Here is a 26,541-nt window from a genome sequence, read left to right on the forward strand (position 1 = left end):
GCCTCTGGCCAAGTCGGTTAAGATAGCCGGCTTATGATGGGGGAGTCAGGCATGCAATCGATTGATCACAGCACCTACGAGGCATTGCGCGAAGGCGCACACGTACTGGAAGCCGACGGCTCCGGTGACAAGGTGCTCAGATTGGCCGATGGACGCATGCTCAAGCTGTTTCGCCGCAAACGCCTGCTCAGCTCCGCGCTGTTTTATCCCTACGCTCAACGCTTCGCCAACAACACCCGGGCCCTGGAACTGCGCGCCATCCCCTGCCCGAAAATTATCGCGGTGTATCGCATCCCCAGCATTCACCGCGATGGCGTTTACTACAGCCCCCTTGAAGGCAAGACCGTACGCCAGCTGCAAACCACCGCCGAAGAAGCCAACGCCTTGAGATTCCAGCTGGGCGGTTTCATTGCCCGCTTGCACGAGAAAGGGGTGTACTTTCGATCGCTGCATTTTGGCAACGTGGTGCTGACGCCCGAAAACACTCTGGGGTTGATCGACATCGCGGACTTGCGCTGTCAAACGCGCGCCTTGAGCGACAGCAAACGGCTGCGCAACTTTGCCCATTTGTTGCGCTACAAAGAAGATCGCCAGTGGTTGCTGGGCGCGGATGCTGGCGACACCTTTCTTGAAGGCTATCGCCAGGGCCTGCCCGCTAATCGGCAAACGCCAATGATCGAGCGACTGCGCCAGCTCGTTACTGACCGATGACCAATACGGTGGCGCCTTTGCGGTTGGCGAAACGCGCGAGAATGCGCTGCTTGTGCTCCGTCAGCCATGCAGCCAACCAGGGCTCGTCGCCACGGGCATCGATCAGGAAATAGCGAAACTCGCCCCCGTGCGCCGGGGACATTGCGTCTTCCCGGGTCAGGTTATTGAGCGCGTAGCCACGACCGGCGTAATAGCTGATGCGCCCATCTTCGAAGTAAGCCGGTGCGCCCGGTTCGATATGCTCGGCCACCCAGTGGCCCGCCTGGACGTAATGGGTCTTCCCCGGGCTGATGGAAATTACGTTGGACAGCATCACCAACACCGCCAGCACCACCAGCGCCTTGCCCCAGCGCGGGAACCGACCGACAAAAACCGCCAACGCCGTCGCCAGCACAGGGACGAACAGCAGGTTCAGGAAGCTCAAGTAGCGAGTATTCATGAACTGCTGCTTCAAATAGAACAGCACAAGTACGATTGCATACAGCAACGCTGTCCAGGCAAACGGGCGAAAGTCGCGCCAGTAAATGCGCAGGACACTCCAGTTGCTTCGCAGTACAAACGGAACAGCGAAAGGCCCCATCAGCTTCACGAAACTGATCAACATGGAGGCCACGATGCCGAAGAAAATGATCCGCCCGGCCTCGTCCTGCGAGTATTTATTGATCAGCGATCTGGAGAATTGCTCTGACAGCAGATTAAATGACGCAAACACACTGTGCGGACTGAGCATATCCAGGTAGAGCGAAACACGCGCCGCCGAAAAAGCCCCCGAAGCCAAAGCCACAATCAGCCCCAGCACCGGCAGCAGAACAAACTGCAGGACCTGCTTGCGCTGCGCGGGCGAGCGGAAATTCGACAGCTGCCAGAGCGCCAACGCGGGCAACATTAACAGTGCCTCAAGACGAAACAACGCGGCGGCCACGATGGCCAAATGAATGAACGCCGCGTGAAGCCAGCCACCGCGCTTCTGCCAGCGCAGCGCCAGCCAGAGCGCCAGGGTGCAGAAAAACCAGAAACCGTACTCGCGAATGATGTCGTTACGAAACGCATTGACGGCGGGCATTGCCAGCACCACCAGGCAGGCCCAGCGAGCGTTTTCCGGGGAGCGCTGGCGGACACAATCGACCATCAACGCGCAGGTGCCGGCGAGGAAAACGCCACACCATAGATAGGCACTCAACTCCAATGGCACATGCAGGACGATATGCGTACCGGCCAGCAGATAGGAGAACCAGGGCCAATCGAAGGTCTGCCAGGCCACTTTCGGCCCGTGATCCATGACTTGCTGAGCAATATCGATGTAAAACGCAGCATCGCGCCCGACAGTCGCTGTTCCCAGCACGGCAATCAAGGAGAGCAGCAAGCTACCCCAGAACGCCAATCTCACCGGATACTCACCGGTAATCCGCGAGACCAGAGCCCCCGCTTTACTGCCAGTATCTAACATCCACACCCCTCAATAACTCACACGACGCTTGGCGCAAACAGTGCAACGAATAACCTGCAACAACCTCAGGCAGCGTCTGCCCGATCAAGTTCAAGCCTTATCAGCCATTAACGCTGAACGACAGGCTCGAAGACAGCACGATGGGGTGTCATCACGGTCTCGACAGCTTACCGGAACAGCAGACGAGCCGCCTTGCGTGTGTAGGACCAGCGTGTGAGCGTGCGCCAGTCTGCGCGCAACGCCTGAAGATAGAACTTCCTGGCCAGTACATACTCGCCGCCGACGTAACAATCGCGAAACAACGACAGGCACCGCTGCACAAAAAACGCCTGACGCAAGTCATGCAATTCTTCGGGCATTCGCGCGTAAGAAAAAACCTCGCAAACCATTCCCGTTCCCGCTGCAAGGCTTTGGGTCAAATCATGTCGCATGCTGTCGGCATGCTTGTAGATAAGCGCCAGGGGCTGATCGAGAACACTGCAGGGGAAACGCGCCAGCACTTGAGCGAATACGGGAATATCTTCGACGTTGCGCAAGTGTTCAGGATAGTTGCCTGGTGCGAAGACATCACGATGCATCGCACAAGCACCGTTGGAAATCGACACGGTCTTGTCCAGCAAGTACCCACGCACACGCTGCCGAGCGGTGGCAGGCAACGGCTTTACGGTCTGCAAACTGCGCTTGCCATCAACAAACACCGACCAGTGCCCGCCGATGACCAAGCGGCTTTCAGGGTTGCTCGCAATGTGTTGAATCATCGCAGCCAACGCCCCCGGAGCCATCTCGTCATCGGCGTCGAGAAAGACGAGGTAACGTCCGCTCGTCTCTTCGATCCCGAGATTGCGAACGGAAGAAAGCCCGCCATTGGTTTTGCGCAAGGCACGAAAACGCCCGACGTGTTTCGCCAAAAGCGTTTCGATCACATCAGGCGTCGTGTCGGTAGATCCGTCATCAATGACCAACAGCTCCGTCCGACCGTCGATCAACTGCGCCAGGACCGACTCCACTGCTCGTGGCAAGGTCTGGGAATAGTTGTAGGCCGGAATAACGACGCTGATCAGTGTTTCAGTCAAAACCGTACCCTTCCGCGCCCTCTTTCACCACCAGGATGTCTTCCATGATCAAGTATTGCAGATCAGAACCGAAAAACATGTTCAGGGCGTCCGTCGGCGAGCAGATCATCGGCTCGCCGCGGCGGTTGAGGGAGGTGTTCAGCGATACGCCATTGCCGGTCAGCACTTCCAGCGCCTTCATCATGTCGTAGTAACGCGGGTTGTATTCGCGCTTGAGCACCTGGGCCCGGGACGTGCCATCTTCGTGGACGACTTCCGGCACGCGGGTTTTCCACTCTTCAGCCACTTCAAAAGTGAAGGTCATGAACGGCGCAGGGTGATCGACCTTGATCATTTGCGGGGCCACGGTGTCGAGCATCGAAGGGCAGAAAGGTCTCCAGCGCTCGCGAAACTTGATCTGGTGGTTGATGCGGTCAGCCACGCCCGTGGCGCTCGGGCAACCGATGATCGAACGACCGCCCAAGGCACGCGGACCGAACTCCATGCGCCCCTGGAACCAGGCCACCGGGTTGCCATCGACCATGATCCTGGCAATGTTTTCCGGCATGTTATCGATCTTGCGCCATGCCGGTTTGCTCGGGTGGCGGGCGCAGGCGGCGATCACGTCTTCGTTGCTGTAGGACGGGCCGAGGTAGACATGCTCCATCTTCTCGACCGGTACACCACGGGCGTGGGACACGTAGGCCGCAGCGCCCACCGCCGTACCGGCATCACCGGACGCCGGTTGCACGAACAGCTCGGTGACGTCGTCACGAGCGATGATTTTCTGGTTCAGTTTGACGTTCAATGCACAGCCACCCGCGAAGGCCAGCTTGCCGGTTTCCTTGAGCACATCGCCCAAGTAGTGATCGATCATCTGCAGTGAAATCTTTTCGAACAGCGCTTGCATGCTGGCGGCGTAGTGGATGTACGGCTCGTCGGCGATGTCGCCTTCGCGCTTCGGCCCCAGCCACTCGATCAGCTTCGGCGAGAAGTAGAAACCTTTGCCCTTCTCTTTATAGCGACGCAGACCGATGACGTTAGCGTAGTCGGTATTGATCACCAACTCGCCGTTTTCAAACGAAGCCAGGCGCGAGAAGTCGTATTTGCTGGCGTCGCCATAAGGCGCCATGCCCATGACCTTGAACTCGCCGTCGAGCATTTCGAAACCGAGGAACTCGGTAATCGCGCCATACAGGCCGCCGAGGGAGTCCGGATCGAAGAATTCCTTGATCTTGTGGATCTTGCCGTTTTCGCCGTAACCAAAGAAGGTCGTGGCGTACTCACCCTTGCCGTCGATCCCGAGGATCGCGGTTTTCTCTTTGAAACCGGAGCAGTGGTAGGCGCTGGAGGCGTGAGCCAGGTGATGTTCGACCGGCTCGATCTTGATTTTCTTCGGGTCGAAGCCCAGTTGTTCAAGGCAGAACACGATCTTGTTGCGATAGCGCTTGTAGCGACGGTTGCCCATCAGGATCGCGTCGAGCGCGCGGTCCGGGGCGTACCAGTAACGCTTGGCGTAGTGCCAGCGCGCCTTGCCGAACAGGCTGATCGGGGCGAACGGGATCGCTACCACGTCAACGTCGGAGGGCTTGATGCCTGCCTGTTCGAGGCAGAACTTCGCCGATTCGTAGGGCATGCGGTTCTTTGCATGTTTATCGCGTACGAAGCGCTCTTCCTCTGCTGCCGCGACCAGCTTGCCGTCGATGTACAAAGCTGCGGAAGGATCATGGCTAAGGGCGCCGGACAGGCCAAGAATCGTCAATGCCACAGGGGTCTAGCCTCTTTAGTCTGCATTCAGGCGACAAGCGCCTCAAAAATTAATGTGCCCTCGCGAGGGGCGAGAGACAGCTAAAGGGCGGGATTATAGCGTAAACATGACAGGAATGACCCTGCGGTTATCAGGTGCAGAGCAAGCATTTGGCCAAAGGCTGCTGCCAGTGCTTAGCCACGCCCCGTCCGCCAATAAATCGCGATATTGCCATCGGCACTTTGCCGATAGATCGTGTACGGCAAGACCACCGTATCCAGGACACCTGACAGGCTCAAATCCAGCAAAACCAACGGTACGAGGACGCCAGAGGGATCAGGGGGCGCGTTCAATACGCAGAAGCCGTAGGCCAGGCCGCTGTAGACGCGAGGGATGGACTGGCAGTAGGTTTTTTGTTTTCTGAGGCCGCGGGCGGCGTCGGCGTCGTCTTGCAGCACGGTGACGGCGGTGCCGCAACCGGATAAGTTCAGTGAACATACACCCAATAAAACCGCCATTTTTTTCATCTGAACCTGCCGTTTGTGATCGTCAGGCAAACTAGCATCGGGGTTATTCAGGGCACAGTTCATGGAGTCTGTGGATGGTGTAGGACCGTTCGCAAAAACTTGTGCTCCCATGACCTACAGAGGGATTTCCGGTGAAGGTAAGGGCCTCTGCGCGAGCAAGCTCCCACTTTAGATCTGTGTCGCACACCGAAGTTGGGTGCAATCAAAAGCCAATGTGGGGACGAGCTTGGTTGCGATAGGGTCGAAGGTCCGATTCAGGCCGCGCTGGAGATGTCTTTGGGCAAACGCAGATCAATGACTTGATACAACGCGCTGCTCACGGGCCAGTTCCGCATGAAGCGCGCCCGGTCTCGCGCATACGCCGGGGCAAAACTGGCGGGAGAACTGTGCTGACACATCGAATCCAGATCGATCAGTGCCCAGCGATCCTGCTGCCAGAACAGGTTGTGGCCCTTGAAATCGCCATGGCTGATCCGCTCCCGAATCAATTCGGCGAACAGATGATCGAGCGCCAGCAATTCCGCCTCCGGCGCCTCGCCGCTATCAACGTAAGGCGCGAAACGCTCGATGATGTCCGGCCCCGGCAGATACTCGGTCACCAGATAAGCCCGACTGCGCAACCACAGAAAGCGCTTTTCCAGCAACGCCAACGGTTTGGGCGTGGCGATGCCCAGGAATGCCAGCCGGTTGCCTTCACGCCAGGAGTGCCAGGCACGGCTCGGGCGCCAGAAGCGCTTCAACCAGTGAGCAAACCCTTTGATGTTGTAGCGCTTGATCACCAGCGCCCGCCCGCCCGCCTCGACCTTGCCGACGCTCGCCGCGCCACCGGTCTTGTACAAGTGGCCCTGATCGAGCAACGCATCAGCCTGTTCCAGCACCGGCAACATGGCCGCTTCTTCCTCGCGACGGATCGCTCGCAAGCCGAACGCCCCGCGCTGGACGCTGAACAGCGTGCATTCACGGCCGCACTTGATCAGGAAGTCCTTCAAGCGCCAACGGCGCACCTTGTTGATCTGCTTCTGCAACGCCTCCATCGGCAAGGCATGCTCGCCGTTACTCAACAGGTAATACACCAGCAATTCTTCAGTAAACGGTTCCAGCGACTTGGGCAACTGGGCGAAAAACACCCCGAGGTTTTCCAGGACTTTCTGTCGCGACAACGGTTGGCCAGGCGTTTCGGCGCAAACGCCACCGCCATCGATCAGGTACAAGCGGCCACGTTGGCGCAGCAGGTTGTCCAGGTGCAGGTCTTCCTGCCACAGGCCCTTGCGATGCATTTGGCCGATAGCGCCCAACGCCTCGGCCAGCACGGCCCCTTGCATATCCGCCAGCACCGGCAAGTGTTCGACCTGCTTCCAGGTGTCGCCAAGGCTCTCGGCGCCTTCGATAAAATCGAACAGCAGCCAACCGCCCTCGCCTTCTTTCAAACCATCCGCCAACAGTTGCGGCGTGGTCAGGCCCTGATCGGCGAGCAGACGCACGCCATCGCGTTCACGCTGAAAGTGCCGCGCCGCCTTGCTGCCAACCAACAATTTGGCCAGCACCGGTCGGCCACGCCAGACACCGGCACCGACATAGCGCTGGCCAGGCAATACGCGCAACAGGCTCAACAGCTGCAACTCGGCAGGCCCGGCGGCGTCGGCCAGCGACACAGTCAGTGGCAGACTTGGCTGACGGCCGGCGCCTTTGAGTTCAGATAAACGCATCAGCGCGACTCCTTGTGACTGCGCCGCGCAGTCAGGCGCGAGACCCAGCTATCGACCAGCGAACTGCTTTGCGGCTCATCCACATACGCCGCCAACAACTCACGCAGCTGACCTTCGTTCCACTCCGGCGCTCGACGCACCAATGGCTCCAGGTCCCGGACCCGGTCTCGTCGACCGAACAGCAGCGGCCGGGTCTTTTCCAGGTCAATCAGCTGAGCCTGGTAACCGTCGCCGGTGGCCCGCAGGAAAATGTGCTTGGGATAGAAGCAACCGTGCACCTGCCGCACGCTGTGCAGCTGCCGCGCCAGTTGCCCACAGCTTCGCAAAATCGCCGAATGCTGCGCCGAACTCAAATGGGACCAGCGCTGCAACAACGAATCCAGGTCATCCCAGCCATCCAGCGCACGGGTCAGCAGGATCGCCCGAACTTCACCGTCGACCTTGCGCTGGCCAAAGAACACGGCGTCCAGCGCCGGGATTCCCAAGGCACGATAACGGGAGACATTGCGAAATTCGCGGGCAAAACTGGGCTCGCCAAACGGTGCGTGCAAGGTGCGGGTCAGGTAATTGCTCTGGCGCTTGAGGTAGTAGCCTTGGCCCTCAAGATCCAGCCTGAATACACTGCTCCAGCCCCCTCGGGCGGTGTTGGGTTCATCCACTGCCTCGAGCTGCTTGGCCCAGAGCGCGTCGAAAGTGCCGAGGCCATGGCGCTCAAGCAGCGCACGGTCTTCAGAGGCCAGGAAATCAGTCATTCGCGTCCCTCGAAAAATCTCACCACGTGACGGATCCGTTTTTTATCGGCCGCGTTGAGCCGAGTCCGTTGGCGATATTGCAGGTAGAAGCGCAAGCGCTGGGTGGCCGACAGCTGATATTTGGCCACCTTGTCGAGACAGGCCAGATCCTTGGTGATGCGGTATTTGAGCCAGAATCCGCGCCAGAAATCGCCATTGGGGCAATCGATCAGGAACAGCCGGGCGTCATCGTCGATCAGCAGGTTGCGCCACTTCAAATCGTTATGGGTGAAGCGATTGTCGTGCATGGTCCGGGTGTAACCCGCCAACTGCCGACTGACGCGATCGACCCAGGCGCGGTCCGCCAGTTTCGGGTCATGCCGCTCGGCCAGGGCCGACAGGTCTTCGGTGTTCGGCAACTCGCGGGTGATCATCGCCCCACGGTCGTACGCCGCGCCGCGACGCTCCAGGCCCCAGGCCACCACCTCGGCGGTCGGGATGCCCCACTTGGCGAAGCGCTTGAGGTTTTGCCATTCGGCTTTCACCCGTGGCTTGCCCAGGTAGCGGCGCAGGCCTTTGCCGGCACCGACGTAGCGCTTGACGTAGTAGTTGACGCCATTGCGCTCGACGCGGATGACTTCGGACAACGGATCGCGGGTCAGGCGTTCGCCCTGGAGGGCAAATACGGCGTCCAGACTGCCGAAGTCTTCGGCCAGATCGCTGTAGGCAGGTTCCAGCTTCCAACCCGGCATCAGAGCGCGTCCCCGTATCGCTGTTTACGATCGTAGAGTTTGTTGGCCTTGCCTTCGAGCCAGGCGAGCAGCGCCGCTTCCTCGGCCAGAATCTGGCGCAACGGCTGCTGGAAGTAGCCCTTGAGGAAACGCAATTTGTCGCGCTGGGTCAAGCCGATGTCCAAAGCCGAAAAGTACAGCGCCGCCAGATCCTTGTTGCGCCAGCGCTGGGTAATCGCCGGGCGGGTCTGGGCGCGGTGCAGGTCAATGACTGAGAGTTTGAAGTCTTCAGCCGTCACCGGTTTATCGGTGTGCAGCAGAAAGTGGCAGATGTAGCAGTCGCGATGATTGACCCCGGCGCGGTGCATCATGCCGGTCATGCGCGCGACTTCGGCGATCAATGCGCGCTTGAGTTTCGGCTCGGGTGGATTCTTGACCCAATCGATGCTGAAATCTTCGAGGCTGACAGTCGGCGCCAGCTCTTCGGTGACGATAAACGAGTGCTGATCCGCCGGGTTGCTGCCCTTCTCGCCGTAAGCGACAGCGGTCATGGTCGGCACGCCGACTTCCTGCAGGCGCTGAATGGCCTTCCACTCCTGGCCCGCGCCGAGTACCGGCAGCTTGGCGGTGAGCAGGTTCTTGAAGATTTCGCCCCAGCCGATGCCACGGTGGATTTTCACGAAAAATCCGTTTCCGTTCACTTCGGTACGCAGGGTCCGGCGTGCTTCAAGCTCGCGGTACACCTCGCCCTGCAAACCCTCGACTTCTGCGAACGGGTCGCGTCCGGCCCAGAGGCTTTTGAACGGTTCAGCCAGCATCAACTTCATTAAGCGTGCTCCGCCAGAATCACATCGGCCGCGTGCTGCGGCATGCTGTAGAGGTCGGCCGTCTCGGCGAAGGCCAAACCGTTGCGGCTCCAGGCCGCCCGTGCTTGAGGATCATTCAACATGCCGGTCAGGTACTGCGTGAGCTGCGCCTGATCGAAAGGTTCGTCCAGCACCAGGCCGGCGTCGGCCTCGGCGATGTAATGCGCATAACCACACACCGCGCTCACCAGTACCGGCAACCCGGCCACCAGCGCTTCAAGCAGCACCGTGCCGGTGTTTTCGTTGTATGCCGGGTGGATCAACAGGTCGGCGCCCAACAGGAAACGCGGGATATCGCTGCGACCCTTGAGGAACGTCACGTTGTCGCCGAGCCCCAGTGTGGCGCTCTGCACCTGGAACAATTTGGGGTCGTCTTGGCCAATTACAAACAGCCGGGTGCGTTTTTTCAGTTCAGACGGCAACGCGGCCAACGCCTTGAGGCTGCGATCCACGCCTTTGGTCTTGAACCCCGAGCCGATCTGCACCAGCAACAAATCGTCATCCTTGAGGTTGAATTCCCGCCGGAACTCGGCACGAATCTCGGCCGCATTCGCGGGTGCGCGACGGTCCTGAGAGATACCCGGCGGCAGCAAATGGAAGCGTTCCAGCGGCGTGTCGTAATGCTTGATGAACAGCGGCTGCTGGACTTCGGAAATCATCAACACTTCAGTCTTGGCGTCCTTGGCGAACACCGCGCGCTCGTATTCGGCGAAGTGCCGGTAGCGACCCCAACGCCGGTACAGCGAGTTGCGCAAATTCTGCGCCTTGTCTTCAAAGCAGCCGTCGGCGGCGTAGTAGACGTCCAGGCCGGGCATTTTGTTGAAGCCGATCAAGCGATCCACCGGACGCTTGGCCAGGTCGGCCTCCATCCATTCGCTGAGCTTTTCGTTGCGTCGATGATTGAAGAACGCCTTGACCGGCGCCACCAGCACTTCGAAACCCGGCGGCACGTCGCCTTCCCAGATCAGCGTGTAGACGCGGATCTTGTGACCGCGCTGCTGACACTCCAGGGCGATGCGCATGAAGTCACGCTGCAAACCGCCAAACGGGAAGTATTTATAAAGGACAAAAGCCAATTGCATCAGCGCAGCTCCTCAGCCAGTAACAACGTGCTCAGTCGGCTGGCGACACGCTGGGGATTCAGACGCGTGAAGCACAGGGGCCACTCGCGTTTCAGGTCGAACTGACGGGCGTCTTCGGCCGTCGGTTGATAGGTGCATTTCTTTTGCAGGCACGGCGCGCAGGGGAAGTCGCTGGCGATATGGATCTGCGCCTTGCCATAGGCGCCGGTCAGGCCCGGATTGGTCGGGCCGAACAGCGACAGCGTCGGCACGTCCAGCGCGGCGGCCAGGTGACCGAGGCCGGTATCCACCGCGACGCAAGCCTGGGCGCCGGCCAAGACCTTGCCGACGCCGGCCAGATTCAATTTGGGCAGCACTTCAACATGCCGGAAACCGGCGGCGATGCGCTCGGCGCGGGCTTTTTCAATCGGGTTGCCCCACGGCAGTTTCACCGCCACGCCGAGGTGACCGACGCGCTCGGCCAGTTCGCGCCAGTAGGCTTCGGGCCAGTGCTTGGTGTCCCAGGTGGTGCCGTGCAGGAACAGCACGTACGGATTCTTGCGCGGCAGTTCTACCAGACGCTCGACGCTCAAGCCGTAATCACCCAAGCCTTTGGGCAAATCGTAGCCCAAGGCCAACGCGAACAATTGGCGCACGCGCTCGACGGCGTGTTGACCGCGACCAACAGCGAGGCGTCGCGAGTAGAAACGGGCGGCCATCGGTTCGCGGGCCGAATCCTTGTCCAGCCCGGCCACCGGGGCCTTGATGTAGCGGGTCAGCCAGGCGCTTTTCAGCAGGCCTTGGGCGTCGATCACCAAATCATATTTGGTGGCGCGAACGCTTTGTTTGAAGCGCTTCCACTCGCCGCTTTTGATGGTCTGCCAGATGTTCTTGCGCCAGCGCCGGATCGCTACCGGAATCACCTTGCCCACGGCCGGGTGCCAGGTCGGAATCTCGGCAAAGCCTTCTTCCACCACCCAGTCGAACGTGATGCCGGGGATCGCTCGCGCGGCGTCGGTCAACGCTGGCAACGCGTGAATCACATCACCCAGCGAAGAAGTCTTGATCAACAATACCCGCAAACTAATTGACCTCGACCACAGTGCCCTGCAACCGCTGCAAGGCTTCATTCACCGGTTGCGGCGTCAACTGGCGCAGGCAGTTGTAATGACCGAAGCGGCAGGTGCGATCGAAGCAGGGGCTGCATTCGAGGCCCAGGCGCACAATCTCGACGTGCTCGGCCAGCGGCGGCGTGAAGCCCGGCGAGGTCGAGCCGTAGACGGCGACCAGCGGACGGTTCAACGCAGCGGCAACGTGCATCAGGCCGGAGTCGTTGGACACCACCGCATCGGCGCAGGACATCAGGTCGATCGCCTCGGCCAGGGACGTGCCGCCACTGAGGTTCACCGACTCTTCACGCAAACCGGGAATCAGCCGCGCGCGGATATCTTCGCCGACCGCATGATCGTTTTTCGAACCGAACAACCAGACCTGCCAGCCTTCGCGAATCTTCGCTTCGGCGACCTTGGCGTAATGCTCGGACGGCCAGCGCTTGGACTCGCCGAACTCGGCGCCGGGGCACAGGGCCAACACCGGGCGATCCAGGGCCAGGCCGAACTTGGCCAGCGCGGCTTCGCGGGTCACCGGGTCGATTTGCAGGCTCGGGCGTGGATAAGGTTGCGGCAGATCAGCGCCCGGTTCATAGGCCAAGGCCATGAAGCGTTCGATCATCAGCGGGTAACGTTCTTTATCCAGGGTGCGCACGTCATTGAGCAGACCGTAGCGGAACTCGCCACGCCAGCCAGTGCGTCTAGGGATGCCGGCGAAAAACGGCACCAGCGCCGACTTCAGGGAATTGGGCAGCAGGATCGCCTGGTCGTATTGACCGGCCAGGGATTTGCCGATGCGCCGACGGGTCGCCAATTCGAGGGCGCCGTGGCCGAGCGGGAAGCTCAAGGCCTGACGCACTTCGGGCATGCGCTCAAGAATCGGCCGGCTCCACTCGGGGGCCAGCACGTCGATTTCGCATTGCGGGTGGCGTTGCTTGAGACACTGAAACAGTGTCTGCGCCATCACCATGTCACCGACCCAACTGGGCCCAACGATCAGAATTTTCATGTGGTTTCCAAAAACGAACCGGGGAGGCATACGCCTCCCCGCCTCGAGAATCACTGCGAGAGCAAGGGCTGCTTGCGATGGGTCATCACCTTCAACATCGCTGTCGACTGTCACTCCGCTATCGCGAGCAAGCTCGCTCCCACATTGGGTATTGGTGCACATCCAGTGCGGTGTAGCTTAGCTAATCCAATCTACCAAACACTGTAGATTTACTTGGGATGTGGATGCCTCAATCCAGCAAACACTGCAGATCTACTGTGGGAGCGGGCTTGCTCGCGAAGGGGCCATAACATTCAACATTGATGTTGACTGACACTCCGCCTTCGCGAGCAAGCCCGCTCCCACAAGGGGTATCGGGGGTTTCAATTATCCGGTTTCAGCTTAACCCCATCTCTTTCCAGATCCGCAACACCTGGCGCCGTTCGTCTACGAACTGGTCGCCCGGGATCACCCCGGGATCCTTCTGCAAAGCCTGCCGGTGCGCGGCGGAGCGGTAGGCTTTATAGGCCTCGCGCAACAGGTTCGCGTCTTCGACGGGCATCAACCCTGCCTTTTCCAACTCTTCCAGAATGCGGATGTTGTCGGTCCAGCGCAGCAATGACGGGTGCTGTTCGGACCACGCCAGGGCCGCGTATTGCACCATAAATTCAATATCGACGATACCTCCGGCGTCCTGCTTGAGATCAAACGGCGCCGTGGCCTCGAAGGCATTTGCCCCGGTGCCGGCGGCGGTGCTCTTGCTGCCGAGGTTATCGCGCATCTTGGCGCGCATCTCGCTGACCTCCTGGCGCAAGGTCGGCAAATCCCGGGCCTTGCCCAGAATCGCCGCACGCACCTTCTCGAACGCCTGGCCGACATCCTGACTGCCCACCAGCACCCGCGCCCGCACCAATGCCTGATGCTCCCAGGTCCAGGCTTCGTTTTCCTGATAACGGGCAAACGCCCCCAGGGAACTCACCAGCAAGCCGGACGCACCGGATGGTCGCAGACGCATGTCCACTTCATACAGCTGGCCGGAGTTGGTCTGCGCCGTGAGCAAGTGAATGATCCGCTGCCCCAACCGGGTAAAGAATTGCGCCCCATCGATAGGTTTCGCCCCGTCGGTTTCCGCCTGCGGGTCGCCATCGTGGACAAACACCAAATCCAGGTCGGAACCATGCCCCAATTCCAGGCCGCCGACCTTTCCATAACCGACGATCACGAAGCCGGGATCGCACAAGGTTCCGTCGGTACGCAGCGGCGTGCCGTATTTGGCCACGGTTTGACGCCAGGCCAGGGCCAGCACTTGTTCAAGGATCGCTTCGGCGAGCCAGGTCAGGTAATCGCTGACTTTCATCAACGGCAGGCTGCCGGAGATTTCCGACGCCGCCACCCGCAAGCGGTGCGCCAGTTTGAAATGGCGCAGGGCTTCCATCTGCTGTTCGAGGTCATCCTCGGGAATCCGCGTCAGGCGCTCGCGCAACTCGGCAGCCAGTTCCGGCGCCAGCGGCGGCTTGAACAGTCGGCCTTCGTTGAGCAATTCATCGAGCAGCAGCGGGAAACGGGTGATCTGCTCGGCAATCCACGGGCTCGCGGCGCACAAGGTCAGCAAGCGACGCAAGGCGCCGGGGTTTTCCGTCAGCAGCACTAAATAAGCCGAACGCCGGGCCACGGCTTCCACCAGCGGCAGCACTCGCTCCAACACCAGATCCGGATTGGCATGTTCCACAGCCTGGGCCAACAACCGTGGAATAAACGCATCGAGGCGCTCGCGCCCCAGGCGCTGCATGGCGCGCAATTGCGGACTGCTGCGCAGGCCGGCCAAGGCTTTCAGGGCCTTGCTGGCATCGACGAAGCCGCCCTCCTCCAACTGCCGGCACGCGGCCTCTTCGTTCTGCGACTCTTCCCACAACGGCAGCCATTCACCGCCGACCACCACTTCGGCCTCGGTGCCTTCCTCTTCATCGGGGTCGGCAATCACTTGCGCAAAGTGCCAGGCCACGCGGCCGCGCCAATACATCAGCCGCTCATGGAACGCGTCCCAATCGGCAAAGCCGAGCATGAACGCAATCCGCGCCTGATCCTGTGCGCCGTCCGGCAGCATCTGGGTCTGGCGGTCGGCGATCGCCTGGATCGCGTGCTCGGTGTAACGCAGGAATTCGTAGCCGTCGCGCAACTCGCTGATCACTGGTGCCGGCAGATAACCCTGACCTTCCAGGGTGCTCAGTACTTTTAATAGCGGACGTTGTTGCAGGCTCAGATCGCGACCGCCGTGGATCAACTGGAACGCCTGGGCGATGAACTCGACCTCACGAATGCCACCGGAGCCAAGCTTGATGTTGTCGGCCATGCCTTTGCGCCGGACTTCCTGCTGGATCAGCTGCTTCATGGTGCGCAGCGCTTCGATGGCGGAAAAGTCCAGATAACGCCGGTAAACGAACGGCCGCAGCATTTCTTGCAGTTGCGCACCAGCCACTTGATCGCCGGCCACCACCCGCGACTTGATCATCGCGTAGCGTTCCCAGTCGCGGCCCTGGTCCTGGTAATACTGTTCCAGCGCGTTGAAGCTCAAGACCAGCGCACCGGCCGAACCGTAAGGACGCAGGCGCATGTCGACGCGGAATACAAAGCCGTCGACGGTCATCGGGTCCAGAGCCTTGATCAGGCGCTGGCCGAGGCGGATGAAAAATTCCTGGTTATCCAGCGAACGCTTCACACCGACGGTTTCGCCGCCCTCGGGGTAGGCGAAGATCAGGTCGATGTCCGACGACAGGTTCAACTCCACCGCGCCGAGCTTGCCCATGCCGAGGATGACCATTTGTTGCGGCTCGCCGCTGCGCCGGCCGGTGGGCACGCCGAATTGCTGGCAATGCCGCGCGTACAACCACTGATAGGCCTGATCGATGCTGGCATCGGCCATGTCCGAGAGGTCGCGGCAGGTCTGGACCAGATCGGCCTGACGGGTCAGGTCACGCCAGATGATCCGCACTTGATGGCGGGTGCGTTGGCGGCGCAGGGCGCGGCCGAGTTCGTCTTCGCTTTCTGCTGCGGTCACCGCTGCGGCGATCTGCGCGCACAGCTCGCCGGGAGCAAAGCCGCGATCCAGTTCGCCGGACTGCGCCAGCCCCAGCAACATCAAAGGGTCACGAACGCTCTGTTCAATCACGAAGTCGCTGGCGGCGCTGACCCGGGCGAATTGCGCCCAGCGTTCCGGCGTCCACGTGGCCAGGCCATGGTCGTCTTCCAGAGCGGCGACGGCCGCACGGAACGACTGCTCGGCACGAGTGACCAACGGCTGGAGAATGGCGGGCAGTTCGGCAAGCGAAGGCAGGGTCATGGTCTATCCTTGATCGGCGTGTGAAGGGCTGCATGTAGTGAATTTTGAAAACACGCTACGTGACCGACTGTCGAACAAAGGTTAGAAATAGCTGAAATTTCTTTTATTTTGGCAGCCAACATCAAGCTTTCACCTTTTCTGGTTGGCAAAAGACCAACCTTAACGATTATTCTCACAACGCAGCCGGAGGCCACAAGCCATTCATCTGTAGTTTTACTACTCGTCTATACATTCGAAAGGCTGAAATGCCCGTTGATTTGTAGTAAAACTACACGCCGCCGGAACAACCTCTCGGCAATCCAAGAATTTATATCGTCTGCCCACAAGGCCAGTCGCAAACTCAGGCAACCGATTCTGGAAGCCTTTCCGCCCTGGAGCAAGCCATGCAAGACCTCGATCCCGTCGAAACCCAGGAATGGCTGGACGCCCTGGAATCGGTTCTCGACAAAGAAGGCGAAGACCGCGCTCATTATCTGATGACCCGTATGGGCGAATTGGCGACCCGCAGCGGTTCGCAATTGCCTTACGCCATCACCACGCCATACCGCAACACCATTCCTGTTACCCACGAAGCACGCATGCCTGGCGACCTGTTCATGGAACGCCGCATTCGCTCGTTGGTACGCTGGAACGCGATGGCCATGGTGATGCGTACGAACCTGAAAGATTCGGACCTGGGCGGTCACATCTCCAGCTTCGCCTCCAGCGCCACCCTGTATGACATCGGCTTCAACTACTTCTTCCAGGCCCCGACCGACGAACACGGCGGCGACCTGATCTACTTCCAGGGCCACACTTCGCCAGGCGTTTACGCCCGTGCGTTCATGGAAGGTCGCATCACCGAAGACCAGATGAACAACTTCCGCCAGGAAGTCGATGGTCAAGGCCTGTCGTCCTATCCGCACCCGTGGCTGATGCCTGATTTCTGGCAGTTCCCGACCGTATCCATGGGTCTGGGCCCGATCCAGGCGATCTACCAGGCACGCTTCATGAAGTACCTGGAAGCCCGTGGTTTCATCCCTGAAGGCAAGCAGAAAGTCTGGTGCTTCCTGGGCGACGGCGAGTGTGACGAGCCGGAATCCCTGGGCGCCATCTCCCTGGCCGGCCGCGAGAAGCTCGACAACCTGATCTTCGTCATCAACTGCAACCTGCAGCGCCTCGACGGCCCGGTTCGCGGCAACGGCAAGATCATCCAGGAACTCGAAGGCGTGTTCCGCGGTGCTCAGTGGAACGTGACCAAAGTCATCTGGGGCCGTTTCTGGGACCCACTGCTGGCCAAAGACGTCGACGGTATCCTGCAACGTCGCATGGACGAAGTCATCGACGGCGAGTACCAGAACTACAAAGCCAAAGACGGCGCGTTCGTGCGTGAACACTTCTTCAACTCGCCAGAACTCAAGGCGATGGTTGCTGATCTGTCCGACGACGAGATCTGGAAACTCAACCGTGGCGGCCACGACCCGTACAAGGTCTACGCGGCGTACCACGAAGCGGTCAACCACAAAGAACAACCCACCGTCATCCTGGCCAAGACCATCAAGGGTTATGGCACCGGCGCCGGCGAAGCGAAGAACACCGCGCACAACACCAAGAAGGTTGATGTTGAAAGCCTGAAGCTGTTCCGCGATCGTTTCGACATCCCGGTCAAAGACGAAGAGTTGGAGAACCTGCCGTTCTTCAAGCCTGAGCCAAACAGCGCCGAAGCCCGCTACCTGAGCGAGCGCCGCACTGCACTGGGCGGTTTCGTACCTCAGCGCCGCGCGAAGAGCATCAGCGTGCCGACCCCGTCCCTCGACACCCTCAAGGCGATCCTTGACGGCTCGGGCGACCGTGAAATTTCCACCACCATGGCGTTCGTGCGGATCCTCGCGCAACTGGTCAAGGACAAGGAAATCGGTCCGCGCATCGTGCCGATCATCCCGGACGAAGCCCGTACCTTCGGTATGGAAGGCATGTTCCGTCAGTTGGGCATCTACTCGTCCGTCGGCCAGCTCTACGAGCCAGTCGATAAAGACCAGGTGATGTTCTACCGCGAAGACAAGAAGGGCCAGATCCTCGAGGAAGGCATCAACGAAGCGGGCGCCATGAGCTCCTTCATCGCTGCCGGTACTTCGTACTCCAGCCACAACCAGCCAATGCTGCCGTTCTACATCTTCTACTCGATGTTCGGCTTCCAGCGTATCGGCGACCTCGCCTGGGCCGCTGGCGACAGCCGTACCCGTGGCTTCCTGATCGGCGGCACCGCCGGCCGGACCACGCTGAACGGCGAAGGCCTGCAACACGAAGATGGTCACAGCCACATCCTGGCCGGCACCATCCCGAACTGCCGCACCTTTGATCCAACCTACGGCTATGAGCTGGCGGTGATCATCCAGGACGGCATGAAGAAGATGACCGAAGAGCAGCAGGACGTTTTCTACTACATCACCGTGATGAACGAGTCCTACCAGCAGCCAGCCATGCCGGCCGGTGTCGAGGAAGGCATCATCAAGGGCATGTACCTGCTCGAGGAAGACACCCGCGAAGCGGCGCACCACGTTCAGCTGATGGGCTCCGGCACCATCCTGCGTGAAGTCCGCGAAGCGGCGAAAATCCTGCGTGAACAGTTCAACATCGGCGCTGACGTGTGGAGCGTTACCAGCTTCAACGAACTGCGTCGCGACGGCCTGGCCGTAGAGCGCACCAACCGTCTGCACCCTGGCCAGAAGCCTAAGCTGAGCTACGTCGAAGAGTGCCTGAACGGCCGTAAAGGTCCGGTCATCGCCTCCACCGACTACATGAAGCTGTTCGCCGAACAAATTCGTCAGTGGGTCCCGTCCAAGGAATTCAAAGTCCTGGGCACCGACGGTTTCGGTCGCAGTGACAGCCGTAAAAAGCTGCGTCACTTCTTCGAAGTCGACCGTCATTTCGTGGTGTTGGCAGCCCTGGAAGCCTTGGCTGACCGTGGTGATATCGAACCTAAGGTGGTGGCCGAGGCTATCGTCAAGTTCGGGATCAACCCGGAAAAACTCAACCCACTGGACTGCTGAGGAGACAATCTGTGAGCGAACTCATTCGAGTACCTGACATCGGCAGCGGTGAAGGTGAAGTAATCGAACTTTTTGTGAAGGTCGGCGACCGTATCGAAGCCGACCAGAGCATCCTGACGCTTGAGTCGGACAAGGCGAGCATGGAGATTCCTGCTCCCAAGGCCGGCGTCGTCAAAAGCCTGAAAGTGAAAATAGGCGATCGCCTGAAAGAAGGCGACGAACTGCTGGAGCTGGAAGTCGAAGGTGCCGCTGCTGCGGCCCCTGCGCCAGCCGCTGCACCGGCCGCCAAAGCTGAAGCGGCACCAGCGGCAGCACCTGCCGCCGCTGCACCTGCTCCAGCCGCCGCGCCGGCTGCTGCAACAACCCAGCAAGTTCACGTGCCGGACATCGGTTCGTCGGGCAAAGCCCAGATCATCGAGATCCAGGTCAAGGTCGGCGACACCGTCGAAGCTGATCAATCTTTGATCACCCTCGAATCCGACAAGGCAAGCATGGAAATCCCATCGCCTGCCGCTGGCGTGGTCGAAAGCATCAGCGTCAAGTTGAACGACGAAGTCGGCACCGGCGACCTGATCCTGGCGTTGAAAGTGGCGGGTGCTGCGGCCCCTGCTGCTGCCGCGCCGGCTCAGGCGGCTGCTCCGGCCGCCGCCGCTGCTCCAGCGCCAGCCGCTGCGGCTCCGGCTGCACCAGTTGCCGACACTGTTCAGGACATTCACGTCCCGGACATCGGCTCGTCGGGCAAGGCCAAGATCATCGAAGTACTGGTCAAGGCTGGCGACACCGTCACCGCCGACCAGTCGCTGATCACCCTGGAGTCCGACAAGGCGAGCATGGAAATTCCATCGCCTGCCGCTGGCGTGGTGGAAAGCGTTTCCATCAAGCTGGATGACGAAGTCGGTACCGGCGACCTGATTCTGAAGCTGAAAGTCAAAGGCGTTGCCCCGGCCGCTGCTCCAGCACCTGCCGCCGCAACCCCAAGCGCTCCAGCTCCAGCCGCTGCTGCACCGGCTGCCGCACCGGCTCCGGCAGCTCCAGCCGCTGCTGCACCGGCTGCCGCACCGGCTCCGGCAGCGCCTGCCGCTGCTCCAGCCAAGCCAGGCGCCAAGGTTCACGCCGGCCCGGCTGTTCGCCAACTGGCCCGTGAATTCGGCGTCGAACTGAGCGCGGTCGGCGCAAGTGGCCCTCACGGTCGCATCCTCAAAGAAGACGTGCAGGTTTACGTCAAAGCCATGATGCAGAAGGCCAAGGAAGCACCGGCCGCTGCTGGCGGCGCAACCGGCGGCTCGGGCATCCCGCCGATTCCGGTCGTGGACTTCAGCCGCTTCGGTGAAACCGAAGAAGTGCCGATGACTCGCCTGATGCAAATCGGCGCGTCGAGCCTGCATCGCAGCTGGTTGAACATCCCGCACGTGACTCAGTTCGATTCGGCTGATATCACCGACCTGGAAGCGTTCCGTATCGCGCAGAAAGCCGTTGCAGAGAAGGCTGGCGTCAAGCTGACCATCCTGCCGCTGCTGCTCAAGTCGTGCGCGCACCTGCTCAAGGAACTGCCGGACTTCAACAGTTCGCTGGCACCAAGCGGCAAAGCGATCATCCGCAAGAAGTACGTGAACATCGGCTTCGCGGTCGACACTCCGGATGGCCTGCTGGTACCGGTCATCAAGAACGTCGACCAGAAAAGCCTGTTGCAACTGGCAGCCGAAGCCGCTGTGCTGGCCGCCAAGGCCCGCGACAAGAAGCTCACCGCTGACGACATGCAAGGCGCCTGCTTCACCATTTCCAGCCTCGGCCACATTGGCGGCACCGGCTTCACGCCGATCGTCAACGCGCCGGAAGTGGCGATCCTCGGTGTTTCCAAAGCCACCATCCAGCCAGTCTGGGACGGCAAAGCCTTCCAGCCGAAACTGATGCTGCCTCTGTCGCTGTCCTACGATCACCGTGTGATCAACGGTGCCGCTGCTGCACGCTTCACCAAGCGTCTGAGCGATCTGCTGGCGGACATCCGCACCATCCTGCTGTAACAAACACCGACGGTCCTCCTTCACCGGAGGGCCTGTCGCGCTCCACGATTTCCGAGCGCCACGCTCGTACCTCAACCCCGCCAATTTGGCGGGGCTTTTTTTGCCTTGAAAAAAGTGCCTGGCACCTTCCTACAGTCACGGCTGACTTCGCCCACAACTTGAGTCCACTTCGGCTCGATATTTTTTGCGAGCCAATAACTAGGCTTAGTTCCATAAAGTTCAACATGAACTTTGACACCTTAAATAGCTTAGTTAGCACTACTTCGAACGGATTCGAATATGTTCAAACCGACTGTCGGCCCGATTATTGGCCACACCACAACTAATCACGCGCGCGTTTTCTTGCGTGGCAACATTCAAGATGACGCCTTGGTATTTGCCGGCATCCGTTATCGCCGATCGGGTGAAGAACGCTGGACTAAAGGCGTGTTTGCCAAACTGTCGATCTTGCGGGATATGACCGATGTCATTGCGCTAAATCACCTGAATGAAGATACCGAGTACGAATACCAGGCGGGTTGGTTCAGCCCCATGAGCCCGGTGCACACCGTGGAAACGGTGCAGGAACTGCCGCTGCAATGGCCGCGGGAGATTTATCGTTTTCGCACCCATTCCAGCAAAGCCACGCGACCCCGTGCCTACATTGTCGGGTCGTGCCGTTATTTGCGCATGACCGCAGGCATCGCGTCGGCCCCGCATCTCGGCGACCGGATTTTCGCTTCGATCACACAGCTGGCGAAACAGGCCAACCCACCGATCAGCGCCACGCTGATGACCGGCGACCAGATCTATGTCGATGATTTGAACCTCATTGCGCCCGACCGGGAATATAAGGAGATTCTCAGTAAGTATCGCGCAGCTTTTTCGCAGCCCAATATCAGCGAGTTGATGTCTGGAACGCCGACTTACATGATCCTCGACGACCATGAGATCGAAGATAACTGGCCGGCCAATAAAAGTAAGAACGACGATTACTTGTATAAAAATGCCATCGCTGCGTATGAGCTCTATCAAGCCAGCCACAGTCCGGCGCATGAACGACTGGCCGACGGAAAAATAAGTCGCCAGGCGCAACAGTATTGGTATCAGTTTGCCGAGGGCGATATCGCATGGTTTGTCACTGATAGTCGAACCCGCCGTAATCTGTCTGCCAATGATCGACGCATCCTCGACGACGAACAGGAGCAAGCGTTGCTCAAATGGCTGATCCATAGCCCGGCGCGGGTCAAATTCGTGGTCACCAGCGTGATGATCTACCCCGACCGCAAAAAACTCGGCGACGATGCCTGGAAGGCGTTCCCGGAACAACGCCTGCGGCTGCTGGAGACGATTCGTACACAACGCATCCGCAATGTCGTCTTCGTTTCCGGCGATGTGCATGGCTCCCTGACCAGTCGTCTGACCCACAGCGAGGATTCGGACTTCGAGGTGCATACCGTCGTGTCATCGCCGCTGTGCAACAGCAAGCTGCTGCCATATGCCAGCGAATCGACCTTCATCCTCGACCAGCCACTGGCGCGAACGGCGGCTGGCGAGTATCGGCATGAGCTGACGAGCAAGGTGGTGAGCCAGGATAATTTTGCGCATCTGGTGGTTGAGGCGCAGCAGATCCGCGTCAACTACCACGACCGGGATGGCCAACTTTTGCAGTCGATCAACATTCCGTTACGTTAAAAATCAAAAGATCGCAGCCTTCGGCAGCTCCTACGCGCCTGTGGGCGCTGCCGAAGGCTGCGATCTTTTCGCTCCAATGCATTACTTTTCGGCCATGCGCTGGAGAAATCCTTCTTCCTGCCGACATATTCTTATAGCACTTGGCCTTCATGTCTCTTGTCAGTCGGTGCCGCAATGATGCAACCTTGCCGCAGGCAACAGTTAAGAGGGCGAGAGCCCGGCGCGATCAGCATATTCGAAGCGAGTTTCCCTCCATGAAAAGCCAACCCGATGCCGCCAGCCGTATGGTGGCCGAGGTAGTGACGCAGTTGCCTGTGCCCTCGCGGCTCGGCATGCTGCGTTTCGAACGGCTGAATGAAGCGAGCTGGGCGCTATTGTTTCTCGATCCCAATTGCGAACGACAGTTCGGCCTGCCGGCGGTGGAACTCTGTGCCCTGGTCGGCTCGCCTTACGCCAGCCTGATGGAGCCCGAAGCGCGCTATCAACTGCATGACGCGATCCAACTGCAACTCGCCGCAAGTCCGCATTACCTGATCCGCTACACCCTGCACACCGCCGCCGGCACCTTGAGCCTGCTGGAACTGGGCGAAGCCTACAAACAACACAATCGACACCTGCTGCGCGGCTACCTGCTGGTGGTCGACGGCCTGTTCGACGGTGAACCGCTGCTGCCGGCCCTCGACCTGGAAACCCAGAACTCGCGCCTGCAAATCGCCCTGGAACTCAATCAGCGAGCCCAGCAGGAACAATTGCAGCACCTGGACCGGGTGCGCGCCCAGCAGGATTTGATTCTGCTGCTGACCCGCCAGCGCTACAGCACCGGCAACTCCCTGCAAGAAGCCGCCGAACTGATCACCCGCTGCGCCTGCGATATCTACCAAATCGACTGCGCCAGCCTGTGGAACCTCGAAGGCTCAACCCTGGTGCCGATCTCGGCGTATCACCGCGCCACTCAGGAATACCTGATGCCGGAGCCGATCGACGCCAGCAGTTTTCCCGATTACCTGGACGCGTTGCACACCAGCCGCGCCATTGACGCGCACAACGCCATCCGCGACCCGCGTACCCGGGACATGGCCGAGAGCCTGCGCCCGCGTGACGTCAACGCCATGCTCGACGCGAGTATTCGCGTCGACGGCCAAGTAGTCGGCGTGTTGTGCCTGGAACAGACCGGGGCGACCCGCGCCTGGCAATCGGACGAAATCGCTTTCGCCGGTGAGCTGGCGGACCAGTTTGCCCAAGTCATCAACAACCATAACCGCCGCACCGCCACCAGCGCCCTGCACCTGTTCCAGCGTGCAGTGGAGCAAAGCGCCAACGCCTTTCTGCTGGTCAATTGCGACGGTGTGGTCGAATACGTCAACCCGAGCTTCACCGCGATCACCCAATACAGCACCGAAGAAGTCCACGGCCAGCGGCTGTCGGAACTGCCGGCGCTGGAAAACCTCAGCGAACTGCTGTTCGACGCGCCCTCGGCGCTGGCCAAGAGCAACAGTTGGCAGGGCGAATTCAAGAGCCGCCGCAAAAACCTTGAACCCTACTGGGGCCAGTTGTCGATCTCCAAGGTTTACGGCGACAACCGCGAGCTGACGCATTACATCGGCATTTACGAAGACATCACCCAGACCAAACTCGCGCAACAGCGCATCGAGCGCCTGGCCTACACCGACAACCTGACCAACCTCGGCAACCGCCCGGCGTTTATCCGCAACCTGGACGAACGCTTTGCCCGGGACACCGATACGCCGATCAGCCTGTTGCTGGTGGACATCGATAACTTCAAGCGGATCAACGACAGCCTCGGTCACCAGACCGGCGACAAACTGCTGATCAGCCTGGCCCGGCGCCTGCGCAACAGCCTGAGCCCTAGCGGCAGCCTGGCACGTTTCGCCAGTAACGAATTCGCCGTGCTGCTGGACAACACCGACCTTTCGGCCGGGCAGCAAGTCGCCAACCAATTGCTGGCGACCCTCGACAAGCCGATGTTCGTCGACAACCAGTTGATCAGCGTCACCGGCTCTGTGGGTCTGGCCTGCGCGCCGCTGCATGGCCGCGATCCGCAGACGCTGATGCGCAACGCCGGTCTGGCGCTGCACAAGGCCAAGGCCAACGGCAAGCATCAGGTTCAGGTGTTCACCGAAGCGCTTAACGCTGAAGCCAGCTACAAACTGTTCGTCGAGAACAACCTGCGCCGCGCCCTGACCCAGAACGAACTGGACGTGTTCTACCAGCCCAAGCTGTGCCTGCGCAGCGGTCGCCTGCTGGGGATGGAAGCGTTGCTGCGCTGGAATCATCCAGAAAAAGGCATGATCCGCCCGGATCAGTTCATCAGCGTCGCCGAAGAAACCGGCCTGATCATTCCGATCGGCAAATGGATCGCGCGTCAGGCCTGTCGCAAGAGCAAGGAACTGACCGCCGCCGGCTTGGGCAACCTGCAAGTGGCGATCAACCTGTCGCCCAAGCAGTTTTCCGACCCGGACCTGGTGGCGTCCATCGCCAGCATTCTCAAGGAAGAAGCGCTGCCGTCGAACCTGCTGGAGCTGGAGCTGACCGAAGGCCTGCTGCTGGAAGCCACCGAAGACACGCACTTGCAGCTCGACCAGCTCAAACGCCTGGGCCTGACCCTGGCCATGGACGACTTCGGCACCGGCTACTCGTCGCTGAGTTATTTGAAAAAATTCCCGATCGACATCATCAAGATCGACCGCAGCTTCATCCACGAAATCCCGGATAACCAGGACGACATGGAAATCACCTCCGCCGTGATCGCCATGGCCCATAACCTGAAACTCAAGGTCGTGGCGGAAGGCATCGAGACGGCTGAACAGTTGGCGTTTCTGCGCCGCCATCGTTGCGACGTCGGCCAGGGCTACCTGTTCGACCGCCCTATCCCCGGCTCCGAGCTGATCGAAAAGCTCAAACGCTACCCGCGCGGCCCGATTGCCTGACAGCACTTTTCAGTTAATCCACAAAACCCTGTGGGAGCGGGCTTGCTCGCGAATAGGCCGTCACATCCAACATCAATGTCGAATGACACACCGCCTTCGCGAGCAAGCCCGCTCCCACATGGGTAGTGCGTAACTGGCCGGCATTGGGCAAACTGCGTGTCTGACAATTTACATTCAACCTGACTGAGGGGACTGATGATGGTCTTGCGCTCGGAAATTCTGGTGAACAAAAACGTGCTCCCAACTAAAGAACAAGCCCTGCCCGGCCGTGAAACGCCGATGAACCTGCCGGAAAAACACTTCGTCCACGACGCGCCGCTGCTGGGCCCGTTCGCCATGGACGTGGATTTCGCGATCTTCGGCCTGGGCTGCTTCTGGGGTGCGGAACGCAAGTTCTGGCAGCGCGAAGGCGTGGTCAGCACGGTAGTGGGTTACGCTGGCGGCTTTACGCCGAACCCGACGTACGAAGAAGTCTGCTCCGGCCTGACGGGCCACAGCGAAGTGGTACTGGTGGTCTACGAACCAGCCAAAGTCAGCTACGACGAGCTGCTGAAGATGTTCTGGGAACTGCACAACCCAACCCAGGGCATGCGCCAGGGCAACGACATCGGCACCCAATACCGCTCGGTGATCTACGCCACCAACCCGACTCAACTGGCTGCCGCCAAACACAGCGAGCAAGTGTTCCAGGCCGAGTTGACCAAGGCTGGCAAAGGCACCATCACCACCGAAATCGACGAAGCCCCAACGGTTTACTTCGCCGAGGCCTATCACCAGCAATACCTGGCGAAAAACCCTGAAGGGTATTGCGGGATTGGCGGTACGGGCGTGGTTTGCCCGATCTGATGCCATAAAG

At 60.0% G+C, this 26,541-nt stretch carries 18 protein-coding genes; 6 read left to right on the forward strand and 12 right to left on the reverse strand.

The window, feature by feature from the left end:
• Positions 1-51 precede the first annotated feature (51 nt).
• Positions 52-711 carry a lipopolysaccharide kinase InaA family protein gene (locus HB680_RS18835; protein ID WP_213940061.1) on the forward strand — a complete coding sequence of 220 codons (660 nt, stop codon included), beginning with the start codon at positions 52-54 and terminating at the stop codon, positions 709-711.
• Here the strand turns inward: HB680_RS18835 and HB680_RS18840 are convergent.
• The 12 genes from HB680_RS18840 to glnE form a co-directional block, all read right to left on the reverse strand.
• Positions 698-2,158, reverse strand: a complete 1,461-nt coding sequence (locus HB680_RS18840; protein WP_213940062.1) for a glycosyltransferase family 39 protein — start codon at positions 2,156-2,158, stop codon at positions 698-700. The genes HB680_RS18835 and HB680_RS18840 overlap by 14 nt on opposite strands.
• Positions 2,159-2,325: 167 nt before the next feature.
• Positions 2,326-3,231, reverse strand: a complete 906-nt coding sequence (locus tag HB680_RS18845) for a glycosyltransferase family A protein (protein WP_213940063.1) — start codon at positions 3,229-3,231, stop codon at positions 2,326-2,328.
• Positions 3,224-4,978, reverse strand: a complete 1,755-nt coding sequence (locus HB680_RS18850) for a carbamoyltransferase (protein ID WP_213940064.1) — start codon at positions 4,976-4,978, stop codon at positions 3,224-3,226. The genes HB680_RS18845 and HB680_RS18850 overlap by 8 nt, the downstream gene beginning before the upstream one ends.
• 173 nt (positions 4,979-5,151) lie before the next feature.
• Positions 5,152-5,484: a YceK/YidQ family lipoprotein gene (locus HB680_RS18855; protein ID WP_213940181.1), complete on the reverse strand. Its 333-nt coding sequence runs from the start codon at positions 5,482-5,484 to the stop codon at positions 5,152-5,154.
• Between the two features lie 254 nt (positions 5,485-5,738).
• Positions 5,739-7,190, reverse strand: coding sequence for a lipopolysaccharide kinase InaA family protein (locus HB680_RS18860; protein ID WP_213940065.1), 1,452 nt, complete (start codon positions 7,188-7,190; stop codon positions 5,739-5,741).
• On the reverse strand, positions 7,190-7,942 hold the full coding sequence (locus tag HB680_RS18865; RefSeq protein WP_213940066.1) for a lipopolysaccharide kinase InaA family protein: 753 nt from the start codon (positions 7,940-7,942) through the stop codon (positions 7,190-7,192). Before HB680_RS18865 ends, HB680_RS18860 begins: the two co-directional genes overlap by 1 nt.
• Positions 7,939-8,673 (reverse strand): lipopolysaccharide kinase InaA family protein, encoded by a 735-nt coding sequence (locus HB680_RS18870; RefSeq protein ID WP_213940067.1) that lies wholly within the window; start codon positions 8,671-8,673, stop codon positions 7,939-7,941. The genes HB680_RS18865 and HB680_RS18870 overlap by 4 nt, the downstream gene beginning before the upstream one ends.
• On the reverse strand, positions 8,673-9,479 hold the full coding sequence (gene rfaP, locus HB680_RS18875; protein ID WP_213940068.1) for a lipopolysaccharide core heptose(I) kinase RfaP: 807 nt from the start codon (positions 9,477-9,479) through the stop codon (positions 8,673-8,675). Before rfaP ends, HB680_RS18870 begins: the two co-directional genes overlap by 1 nt.
• Positions 9,479-10,600 carry a glycosyltransferase family 4 protein gene (locus HB680_RS18880; RefSeq protein WP_213940069.1) on the reverse strand — a complete coding sequence of 374 codons (1,122 nt, stop codon included), beginning with the start codon at positions 10,598-10,600 and terminating at the stop codon, positions 9,479-9,481. The genes rfaP and HB680_RS18880 overlap by 1 nt, the downstream gene beginning before the upstream one ends.
• Complete coding sequence (gene waaC, locus HB680_RS18885) at positions 10,600-11,661, reverse strand: lipopolysaccharide heptosyltransferase I (RefSeq protein WP_213940070.1); 1,062 nt, start codon at positions 11,659-11,661, stop codon at positions 10,600-10,602. Before waaC ends, HB680_RS18880 begins: the two co-directional genes overlap by 1 nt.
• Before the next feature lies 1 nt (position 11,662).
• Positions 11,663-12,697 (reverse strand): lipopolysaccharide heptosyltransferase II, encoded by a 1,035-nt coding sequence (waaF, locus tag HB680_RS18890; protein ID WP_213940071.1) that lies wholly within the window; start codon positions 12,695-12,697, stop codon positions 11,663-11,665.
• Positions 12,698-13,073: 376 nt separating this feature from the next.
• On the reverse strand, positions 13,074-16,013 hold the full coding sequence (gene glnE / locus HB680_RS18895; RefSeq protein ID WP_213940072.1) for a bifunctional [glutamate--ammonia ligase]-adenylyl-L-tyrosine phosphorylase/[glutamate--ammonia-ligase] adenylyltransferase: 2,940 nt from the start codon (positions 16,011-16,013) through the stop codon (positions 13,074-13,076).
• Positions 16,014-16,396: 383 nt separating this feature from the next.
• Between glnE and aceE the strand changes: the two genes are divergently transcribed.
• The 5 genes from aceE (at position 16,397) to msrA (ending at position 26,531) form a co-directional block, all read left to right on the forward strand.
• On the forward strand, positions 16,397-19,042 hold the full coding sequence (aceE, locus tag HB680_RS18900; protein ID WP_213940073.1) for a pyruvate dehydrogenase (acetyl-transferring), homodimeric type: 2,646 nt from the start codon (positions 16,397-16,399) through the stop codon (positions 19,040-19,042).
• An 11-nt stretch (positions 19,043-19,053) separates the two neighbouring features.
• Positions 19,054-21,063 carry a dihydrolipoyllysine-residue acetyltransferase gene (gene aceF, locus HB680_RS18905; protein WP_213940074.1) on the forward strand — a complete coding sequence of 670 codons (2,010 nt, stop codon included), beginning with the start codon at positions 19,054-19,056 and terminating at the stop codon, positions 21,061-21,063.
• A gap of 279 nt (positions 21,064-21,342) precedes the next feature.
• Complete coding sequence (locus HB680_RS18910; protein WP_213940075.1) at positions 21,343-22,737, forward strand: alkaline phosphatase D family protein; 1,395 nt, start codon at positions 21,343-21,345, stop codon at positions 22,735-22,737.
• Between the two features lie 254 nt (positions 22,738-22,991).
• A complete protein-coding gene (locus HB680_RS18915; RefSeq protein WP_213940076.1) occupies positions 22,992-25,685 on the forward strand; it encodes a GGDEF and EAL domain-containing protein in 2,694 nt (897 codons plus the stop codon).
• A gap of 198 nt (positions 25,686-25,883) precedes the next feature.
• Positions 25,884-26,531: a peptide-methionine (S)-S-oxide reductase MsrA gene (gene msrA, locus HB680_RS18920; protein WP_213940182.1), complete on the forward strand. Its 648-nt coding sequence runs from the start codon at positions 25,884-25,886 to the stop codon at positions 26,529-26,531.
• The last annotated feature ends 10 nt before the right edge of the window (positions 26,532-26,541 follow it).

The organism is Pseudomonas sp. dw_612 (assembly GCF_018449725.1).
Classification (GTDB): Bacteria; Pseudomonadota; Gammaproteobacteria; order Pseudomonadales; family Pseudomonadaceae; genus Aquipseudomonas.